At 71.7% G+C, this 8410-nt stretch carries 12 protein-coding genes; 2 read left to right on the forward strand and 10 right to left on the reverse strand.

All coding sequences use genetic code 11. From position 1 onward, the window contains the following. From KBX53_RS13740 to recO, 5 genes are all read right to left on the reverse strand, one after another. A partial coding sequence (locus tag KBX53_RS13740; protein WP_210859605.1) for a pirin-like bicupin family protein occupies positions 1-690 on the reverse strand: 690 nt, incomplete at its 3' end. After that, positions 687-914 (reverse strand): hypothetical protein, encoded by a 228-nt coding sequence (locus tag KBX53_RS13745; protein WP_030336439.1) that lies wholly within the window; start codon positions 912-914, stop codon positions 687-689. The genes KBX53_RS13740 and KBX53_RS13745, both read right to left, overlap by 4 nt. A 202-nt stretch (positions 915-1116) precedes the next feature. Further along, the gene (locus tag KBX53_RS13750) at positions 1117-1302 is read right to left on the reverse strand and encodes a hypothetical protein (RefSeq protein WP_030336441.1); all 186 of its coding nucleotides are present in this window, start codon (positions 1300-1302) and stop codon (positions 1117-1119) included. A gap of 71 nt (positions 1303-1373) precedes the next feature. Beyond that, positions 1374-2186, reverse strand: a complete 813-nt coding sequence (locus KBX53_RS13755; RefSeq protein WP_030336443.1) for an isoprenyl transferase — start codon at positions 2184-2186, stop codon at positions 1374-1376. Between the two features lie 4 nt (positions 2187-2190). After that, positions 2191-3057 (reverse strand): DNA repair protein RecO, encoded by an 867-nt coding sequence (recO, locus tag KBX53_RS13760; RefSeq protein ID WP_210859606.1) that lies wholly within the window; start codon positions 3055-3057, stop codon positions 2191-2193. Between the two features lie 102 nt (positions 3058-3159). Here recO and KBX53_RS13765 point away from each other — a divergent pair, with 102 nt between their 5' ends. Next, positions 3160-3972, forward strand: coding sequence for a DUF4097 family beta strand repeat-containing protein (locus tag KBX53_RS13765; protein ID WP_210859607.1), 813 nt, complete (start codon positions 3160-3162; stop codon positions 3970-3972). Here KBX53_RS13765 and KBX53_RS13770 read toward each other — a convergent pair. Further along, entirely contained in the window at positions 3959-5089 is a 1131-nt protein-coding gene (locus KBX53_RS13770) for an acyltransferase (protein WP_210859608.1), read from the reverse strand. The genes KBX53_RS13765 and KBX53_RS13770 overlap by 14 nt on opposite strands. A gap of 204 nt (positions 5090-5293) precedes the next feature. On the opposite strand from KBX53_RS13770, the gene KBX53_RS13775 reads away from it, so the two are divergent. After that, positions 5294-5479 carry a hypothetical protein gene (locus KBX53_RS13775; RefSeq protein ID WP_030336451.1) on the forward strand — a complete coding sequence of 62 codons (186 nt, stop codon included), beginning with the start codon at positions 5294-5296 and terminating at the stop codon, positions 5477-5479. Positions 5480-5510: 31 nt separating this feature from the next. Here the strand turns inward: KBX53_RS13775 and era are convergent, their stop codons facing one another. The 4 genes from era to ybeY form a co-directional block, all read right to left on the reverse strand. Further along, entirely contained in the window at positions 5511-6416 is a 906-nt protein-coding gene (gene era, locus KBX53_RS13780) for a GTPase Era (protein ID WP_030336452.1), read from the reverse strand. Further along, the gene (locus tag KBX53_RS13785; protein ID WP_030336454.1) at positions 6413-6799 is read right to left on the reverse strand and encodes a hypothetical protein; all 387 of its coding nucleotides are present in this window, start codon (positions 6797-6799) and stop codon (positions 6413-6415) included. Before KBX53_RS13785 ends, era begins: the two co-directional genes overlap by 4 nt. Continuing rightward, positions 6792-8216, reverse strand: coding sequence for a hemolysin family protein (locus tag KBX53_RS13790; protein ID WP_210859610.1), 1425 nt, complete (start codon positions 8214-8216; stop codon positions 6792-6794). The genes KBX53_RS13785 and KBX53_RS13790 overlap by 8 nt, the downstream gene beginning before the upstream one ends. Continuing rightward, on the reverse strand, positions 8192-8410 hold a 219-nt coding region (ybeY, locus tag KBX53_RS13795; protein ID WP_210859609.1), incomplete at its 5' end, for an rRNA maturation RNase YbeY. The genes KBX53_RS13790 and ybeY, both read right to left, overlap by 25 nt.

Here is an 8410-nt window from a genome sequence, read left to right on the forward strand (position 1 = left end):
GGTCATGGTGAGCCGGGCGGCGTCGCCGGTGCCGAGCGGGCCGCTGCCCTCCAGCGTCACGGTGCCGTTGGGCACGTAGAGGTGCACATAGGGCGCGTCGGGGATGGTGACCTCGTCGCCGGGCGCGAGGCGGGCGGCGTGCAGGGTCGCGTACCGGTTGCGGATGCGGATCGCGGACGCGCCGTCGTAGCGGTCCATCCCGGAGGCGATCGGCACCAGACCGCCGCGCAGCAGCTCGTCCTCGATCTCCAGCTGCTCGTAGCCGGGGTCGACGCCCTGCTCGTCGGGGAGCACCCACATCTGCACGAAGTGCACCGGGTCGCTGTGCGGCTCCTGGTTGTTCAGCCGCCAGGCGTCGTTCTTCTCCGAGTGCAGGATGCCCGTGCCGGCGCTCATCCGCTGGGCCAGACCCGGGTAGATCACCCCGGAGTGCCCGGTCGAGTCCTGGTGCACCAGCGAGCCGCGCAGCACCCAGGTCACGATCTCCATGTCCTGGTGCGGGTGGGTCTCGAAGCCGGCCCCCGGCCGGACCACGTCGTCGTTGTTGACCAGGAGCAGGCCGTGGTGGGTGTTGGCCGGGTCGTAGTGCCGGGAGAACGAGAAGGAGTGCTTGGAGTCCAGCCAGGAGATCCGGGTGGCGAAGCGATCATCGGCCCGCCGGATGTCGACGGCGGGCGCGGGTGCGGTCACCAGGCACGCTGCCCGGCGTCGGGGGTCGACGGCGCCCAGCCCAGGGCCGGCTCACCGATGGCCAGTTCGGCGATCTCACCGCTGCGCAGCGACGGTGTGTGGCCGAACTCGGCGCAGTGCTGCTCGGCGATCTCGGCGCAGATCTCGGCCACCTGCTCACAGATCGGGTCGCCCAGATCGGCGGCGTTCAACGCCATGATCATCTTGAATCGGAGATCCCGCATCTCGCCCCCCGCCGCCGTCGTCCCACCACCTCCGGACCCTACCCGCCGCCCTTGCGCAGGACCCCGAAACGAGCACACCACCCCGGCTCGGCACACCGCTTCCCACCCGCGCGTCGGCCGGCAACGTCGTCTCGCCATCGAGGGATACGACGGCGCCGCCCGCACGGGGTGCGGGCGGCGCCGGGGAGAGCTGGGGGGTTGGTCAGAAGAAGCGGCGGCGCTTGGCCTTCTGCGGACGGATCAGGTCCGCACCCTTCGTCAGCAACCGGGTCGCCCCGGAGGGACCACGCCGGGCCTCCAGGGTGTGGCTGAGCCGGCGGGCACCGGCAGCGGCCAGCGGCACCGCGATCGCCATCACCGCCCACTGGGCAATGCGCTTCTGGATCATGTGGGTTCACCTCCGTCAGTGGCTCCTGACGACTCTGATACCCAGAGTGACGTGCGGGTAAGCGCGTCGGCTCAGATAACCGGGGCGACCGGGTTGGGCAGCGCGCCGCCGAAGCGTCGGTCCCGCTGCGCGTACAACTCGCACGCGTACCAGAGGTGGCGGCGGTCGAAGTCGGGCCAGAGCGTGTCCAGGAAGACCAACTCGGCGTACGCGGTCTGCCAGAGCAGGAAGTTGGAGATCCGCTCCTCCCCGGAGGGGCGCAGGAACAGGTCCACCTCCGGGACCTCCGGGTGGTAGAGGTACTTCGCCACGGTCTTCTCGGTGACCTTCGCCGGGTCCAGCCGGCCGGCGGCCACGTCCCGCGCGATCGCGGCGGCGGCGTCACCGATCTCGGCCTGCCCGCCGTAGTTCACGCAGAACTGCAGGGTCAACGTCGAGTTGTCGCGGGACATCTCCTCGGCGGTCTGCAGCTCGGAGATGACGCTCTTCCACAGCCGCCCGGACCGGCCCGACCACACCACCCGGACACCGAGGTCGACCAGCTGGTCACGACGGCGACGGATCACGTCCCGGTTGAACCCCATCAGGAACCGGACCTCGTCGGGCGAGCGCCGCCAGTTTTCCGTGGAGAACGCGTACGCCGACAGGTACGGGATGCCCATCTCGATGGCGCCCTCGATGGTGTCGAAGAGGCTGTGCTCCCCCGCCTCGTGCCCCTTGGTGCGGGGCAGCCCGCGGTCCTTGGCCCAGCGGCCGTTGCCGTCCATCACCACCGCCACGTGCCTCGGCACCGCCTCGGCGGGCAGCGCCGGGGGGCGGGCCCCGGACGGGTGTGGCACCGGCGGGGTCGGCTCGCGCCGGCCAGCCTTCTTCGATCGGATCACTCGGTCACTCCCTGTTCGCGCCGTCCGCCCCGGCCTCGACGTCGCCACGTGACCGGAGCACCACGGCCCCGGTGCCTTCCGGCGGCGAGGCCGCGCCGGCCGCCGAGGGACCCCGGTCGACCAGCGGCAGCGAGCGTAGCGCGCGCTCCAGGTGCCACTGCAGGTGAGCCGCGACCAGCCCACTGCACTCCCGACGTACGGCGGCGTCGGTGGCGTCGGCGATCACCCAGTCGCCGGTGGTCAGCGCGGACATCAGATCGATGGTGGCCGGCGCGGGATGAGCCGCCCCGGGTGGCCGACAATCCGGACAGACCGCACCACCGGCCGGTACGGAGAACGCCCGGTGCCGCCCGGGCGTGCCACAGACCGCGCAGGCGACCAGCGCCGGTGCCCAGCCGGCCAGCGACATCCCCCGCAGCAGGTACGCGTCGAGCACCAGGGTGGTGGCGTGCTCGCCCCGGGACAGCGCCTTCAGGGCGCCCACGGTGAGCTGGAACAGCCGCAGCGACGGCTCCCGCTCCACCGGGGTCAGCCGCTCCGCGGTCTCGGCGATCGCGCTGGCCGCCGTGTAGCGCGGATAGTCACCCAGGAACCGTTTGCCGTACAGGTCGATGCCCTCGACCTGGCTGACGGTGTGCAGCGAGCTGCCCTGGTTGCCCTTCGGGTCACCGGCGAGCTGGAGGTCGACGTGGCCGAACGGCTCCAGCCGGGCACCGAACTTGCTGGTGGTGCGGCGGATCCCTCGGGCCACCGCGCGCAGCCGGCCGTGCCGGCGGGTGAGCAGGGTGATGATCCGGTCGGACTCGCCGAGCTTCTGCACACGCAGCACCACCGCGTCGTCGCGGTAGAGCTGTCGGCGATACCCGGCCATCGGGCCATTCTCCCTCGGGGTGTGAAATCAGGGTTGGTTCGGGGTGCAAGCGCGGATGAACCCCGATGCGGCCGAGTCGTGCCCGGCCGTAGCGTGCTGCTCATGCAACTGCGCCTGACCTCCACCACCCCCCGCCGGCGTCGCGTCGCCGCTCCCGTCGCGCTGGGACTCACCGCCACCCTCATCGTGCTCGCCGGGTGCGACAACCTGTCGTTCCGCCGGCTCGACTACGACAACACCGAGGCGGTCCGGATCACCACGGTCCGGGTCTCCGGTGGCTCGGGTGACGTGGTGGTGCGGGGCACCGGCCCGGCGTCCGAGGTGCGGATCAAGCGGGTGGTGCGTTACCAGGGCGGTGAACCGGACAACACCCGGTACGAGATCAAGGGCACCGAACTGGTGCTGGACACCGACTGCGGCTCGCGGTGCAGCATCTCCTACGAGGTGACGGTGCCGGAGGGCGTGGCGGTGCAGGGCGAGACCAGCTCCGGCAACGTCGAGCTGAGCCGGGTCGGCGCGGTGGAGCTGCAGGTGAGCTCGGGCGACGTGCGGATCTCCGGCGCGTCGGGCGCGGTCGGGGTGGAGGCCCGCTCGGGCAACATCGAGGTGAGCGAGGCCACCGCGGCGGTACGGTTGCGTGCCTCGTCCGGGGATATCACCGCACGCCGGCTGGCCGGCACTGTCGACGCCGAGGCCAACTCCGGCAACGTCGACGTCCAGCTCGACCAGCCCGCCTCGGCCCGGGTGCACGCCTCCAGCGGTGATGTCACGCTGCTGGTGCCCCAGGGCAGCTACCGGGTCCGGTCCAACGCCGACTCCGGCGACGAGACCGTCACCGTCGCCGACAACCCGGCCGCGTCCCTGGTGCTCGACGGTTCGGCCAACAGCGGCAACCTCACGATCAGCCAGCGTTGAGCGTGACGCTGGCCTCCTCCCGGACCACCCGCTGCGCCGGCACCACCGCTCGACCGCCGGTCGTCCCGGCACCGTCCGACGTGTCGCCGCCCGGCTGGGCCGCCTGGTCGGCGGGCTGCGCCGCGCCACCGGGGATCAGCTCCGGGCGGCGGCGGGCGGCGACGTCCTCGACCCAGCCGACGGCCAGTGTGACCAACCCGACCAGGGCGAAGACCAGCAGCACCCGGATGGCCAGGCCCACCGGGTCCTGGTGGGACCAGCCCACCACGTCGACCAGTGGAGTGAGCGCCACCACGAACGGCATGTGCCAGAGGTAGACGGTGAGCGCGCGCCGGTTGAGCACGGTGACCGCCCGCTCGGCCAGTCGGCTCCGGCTCAGCCAGGAGAGCCCGGCCGGTGCCCGACCCAGCACGATCAGGATGAATGCGGCCGACCAGAGGGCGTTGCCGAGGTGGTTGTCGTTCAGGTCGTACCCACGCGGCCCGGGATGCCCGACGATCCAGGCACCGCCGCCCACGGCGAGAGCGAGCGCCAACGGGTACAGCAGCCAACCGGAAAGTCGGCGCAGCATCCCGGCGTGGTGGGCGAAGCCGAGCAGCCACGCTCCGAAGTAGAGCCCGAACTCGCGCAGCACCGGCGGCGCCGGGTAGATCCCCACCTCGATCATCACCAGCAGGAGGTACGGGGCGAGCAGGGTCGGCAGCGGGGCACGCCGGAACAGCCAGAACGCGACCGGTGAGGCGAACACGAACCACAGGTAGTCGCGCAGGTACCAGATGACGCTCAGCGCCAGCGCGCCCCAGTGGTTGGCCGGCGGGTCGGCCACCGGGAACAGCCACAGCAGCACCCGGGGGCTCACCGGCAGCCCGGTGAACAGCATCGCTGGCACGAAGACCACAGCGACCACCCACAGCGACGGCAGCAGCCGACGCAGCCGACGCCCGACCGCCGCCGGCCCGGAGCGGGTCAGCGAGGCGGCCATCAGCGAGCCGGCCAGCGCGAACATCACCGACATGGCGGGGAAGACGAGGGTGAGGGTCGCCCATCCGGTGACGTGGTAGACGACGACTCGAACGATGGCCAGGGAACGGAGCAGATCGAGATACCGGTTGCGCATCAGCCTGCATCTGGGTCGGGGACGCGGGGCGTAACTCCCCTACCCTGCGCGGTGCCCGCGCGAAACGGTCACCACCCCGACCAAACGTGATCCTTTCCACCCAGCTGACCGAAATGACCTCTGGCTAATCGAGATCCAACTGCCGGAACACCGACGATTGCGGGGCCGGCGGCTCAGCCGGCCCCGCAACCACCGTGAGGGACGATGACTGAACCACTGGCCAGCCCGATCCTGACCCTCGGTCCGCCGGGCGGTTACCACGCCCGGGTCGATGTCACCGAGCGTGCCGAACTGCGCCGCGTCGAAGCCCGACCGGACCACCCCATCCCCATCATGGGCGTGGAACGGTTCCGGGTCCGCTTCTGGGCCGCACGTCCGGGCGAGGGGTGACCGGATCACCCGGCCGGTGAATGCTGGTGGATCAGAAACCCAGCTTGCGCAGCTGCCTCGGGTCACGCTGCCAGTCCTTCGCGACCCGCACGTGCAGGTCGAGGTAGACCCGGCTGCCCAGCAGCTCCTCGATCTGCTTGCGGGCGGTGGTGCCGACCTCCTTGAGCCGACTCGCCTTGTGCCCGAGCACGATGGCCTTCTGACTGGGCCGCTCCACGTACAGGTCAGCGTAGATCTTCATGACCTGGCCCTCGGGGATCATCTCCTCCACGACCACGGCGATGGAGTGCGGCAGCTCGTCGCGGACCCCCTCCAGCGCGGCCTCCCGGATCAGCTCGGCGACCAGCACCTGCTCGGGGTCGTCGGTGAGCATGTCGTCCGGGTAGAGCTGCGGCGACGGTGGCAGGTAACTGGTCATCACGTCGACCAGGGTGTCCACCTGGTGCCCGGACACCGCGCTCACCGGCACGATCTCGGCGAACTCCCCCATCTCGCTGACCGCGAGCAGCTGCTCCGCCAGGCGACGCTTGTCCACCAGGTCGGTCTTGGTCACCACCGCCAGCACTGTCGCCTTCAACCCGGCCAGCTCACCGGTGATGAACCGGTCACCGCGCCCGACCGGCTCGTCGGCCGGGATGCACAGGCCGATCACGTCGACCTCGGTCCAGGTGGACCGGACCAGGTCGTTGAGACGTTCACCGAGCAGCGTACGGGGGCGGTGCAGGCCCGGCGTGTCGACGAGGACCAGCTGCGACTCCGGGCGGTGCAGCACCGCCCGGATGACGTGCCGGGTGGTCTGCGGCTTGTTCGAGGTGATGGCGATCTTGGTGCCGACGATGGCGTTGGTGAGCGTCGACTTGCCAGCGTTGGGACGACCGACGAAGCAGCCGAACCCGGCCCGGTACGGTCGCGCCTGCGGATCCTGCACCGGGCTCACTCGGTCACCGTGCCGAGCACCGTGCCGTCCGGAGCGGCCACGTGGACCGGCGCGTCGGCCGCGAGGTCCCGCACCGCCGCGTGCCCGGCACCGTCCAGCGTCGACGCCTCGGTCACCACCACCGCTGCCTCCAACCGGCTCGCCCCGGCCGCCACCGCCGAAGCGACAGCCAACTGCAACGCGGTGAGCGTCAGCGACGGCAGCGCGACACTTGCCGCCGCGTACGTCCGGCCGTCCTGGTCGCGGACCGCGGCACCCTCCACGGCACCGACCCGGGCGCGGGCTCCCCGGGCCAGGACGACGAGCTTGCCGTCCTCGGCGCTCAGCGCGCCCGACGCGGTGGGGGTGGGCCGGGCGACAGGCGCGGCGGGTGTGTCAGGCATCGGCGGGTTGCCTCTCGTCGTCTCGGTAGTTGTCCGTGTCGTCCCCGGGGCCGGCGTGCTCGCCGCGCCCCGCGGTGTCCTGCGCCTGGCCCGGCTCCACCAGGCAGACCAGCACGGTGTCGATCCGGTTGCGCCGGCCGGTGGTGCCCTCGGCGACCAGGCGGAGGCCGGCGACCTCGGCCTCGGCACCCGGGATCGGCACCCGCCCCAGGGACTGGGCGAGCAGGCCGCCAACCGTCTCCACCTCGTCGGTGGGCAGGTTGGTGTCGAACATCTCGCCGAGATTCTCCACCGGCAGGCGGGCGGTCACCCGCACCGAGGAGTCCCCCAGCCGTTCGACGGGCGGGCGCTCGACATCGTACTCGTCGGTGATCTCACCGACGATTTCCTCCAGGATGTCCTCGATGGTGACCAGACCGCCGGTGCCGCCGTACTCGTCGACCACGATGACCAGGTGGTTGCGGGCCGCCTGCATCTCGGACAGCAGGTCGTCGACCGGCTTGGACTCCGGTACGAAGGTCGCCGGGCGCATCAGCTCGGCCACCGGCAACTGCTCGGCTCCCGGGTCTCCGCCGCGGGAGCGCCGGATCAGGTCCTTGAGGTAGAGCACGCCCAGCACGTCGTCGACGCTCTCGCCGATCACCGGGATGCGGGAGAAGCCAGAGCGCAGGAACAGCGCCAGCGCCTGCGCGAGCGTCTTGCCCTCCTCGATCCACACCATCTCCGTACGCGGCACCATCACCTCGCGGGCGATGGTGTCGCCGAGCGCGAAGACGGAGTGGATCATCTGGCGCTCGCCGTGCTCGACCACGCCGCGTTGCTCGGCCAGGTCGACCAGTTCCCGCAGCTCCACCTGGGAGGCGAACGGGCCCTCCCGGAAGCCGCGCCCCGGGGTGACCGCGTTGCCGATCAGGATCAGCAACGACGCGAGCGGGTTGAGCGCCCGGCCCAACCAACGGACCAGCGGCGCCACCGCACGACCCACGGCGTAGGCGTGCTGCCGGCCGAGGGTGCGCGGGGCGACGCCCACGACCACGAAGCTGACCACTGTCATCGCACCGGCGGTCACCAGCGCGGCCCACCAGCCGGCGCCCAAGCTGTCCACCGCGACGAGCGCCACCAGCGTGGTGGCGGTCAGCTCGGCGAGCAGCCGCAACAGCAGGAGCAGGTTGAGGTGCCGGACCACGTCGCCGGCGACGACCTGGAGGGTACGGGCGCCGCGCACACCGTCGCGGGCCAGCTCGGCGGCGCGGGCGGGTGAGACGGCGGCGAGGGCCGCCTCGGTCATCGCGATCAGGCCGGCCAGCACCACCAGGCCGGCCGCGAAGACGATCAGCTGGAAGTCGGGAAGGCCGGCGGTGGCGCCGGCCGCCAGTAACGGAGGAGTTGACATCACTGGGTGCGGGTCGACCGCCAGCTCGCCAGCAGCCGAGCCTGGAGCGCGAACATCTCCCGCTCCTCCTCCGGCTCGGCGTGGTCGTAACCGAGCAGGTGCAGCACCCCGTGCACGGTGAGCAGGGGCAGCTCGTCGGCCGACGGGTGCCCGGCGGTCGCCGCCTGCGAGGCCGCCACCTCGGCGCAGCGCACGATCTCCCCGAGCAGTGCGGGCGC

This window comes from Micromonospora sp. M51 (assembly GCF_018070305.1).
Lineage (GTDB): Bacteria > Actinomycetota > Actinomycetes > Mycobacteriales > Micromonosporaceae > Micromonospora > Micromonospora parva.

Excerpts from the sequence above, each read along its gene's own strand:
- KBX53_RS13745 (WP_030336439.1), bottom strand. The coding sequence starts at position 914 with ATGCGGGATCTCCGATTCAAGATGATCATGGCGTTGAACGCCGCCGAT.
- KBX53_RS13750 (WP_030336441.1), bottom strand. The coding sequence starts at position 1,302 with ATGATCCAGAAGCGCATTGCCCAGTGGGCGGTGATGGCGATCGCGGTG.
- recO (WP_210859606.1), bottom strand. The coding sequence starts at position 3,057 with ATGGCCGGGTATCGCCGACAGCTCTACCGCGACGACGCGGTGGTGCTG.
- KBX53_RS13765 (WP_210859607.1), top strand. The coding sequence starts at position 3,160 with ATGCAACTGCGCCTGACCTCCACCACCCCCCGCCGGCGTCGCGTCGCC.
- KBX53_RS13770 (WP_210859608.1), bottom strand. The coding sequence starts at position 5,089 with ATGCGCAACCGGTATCTCGATCTGCTCCGTTCCCTGGCCATCGTTCGA.
- KBX53_RS13775 (WP_030336451.1), top strand. The coding sequence starts at position 5,294 with ATGACTGAACCACTGGCCAGCCCGATCCTGACCCTCGGTCCGCCGGGC.
- KBX53_RS13785 (WP_030336454.1), bottom strand. The coding sequence starts at position 6,799 with ATGCCTGACACACCCGCCGCGCCTGTCGCCCGGCCCACCCCCACCGCG.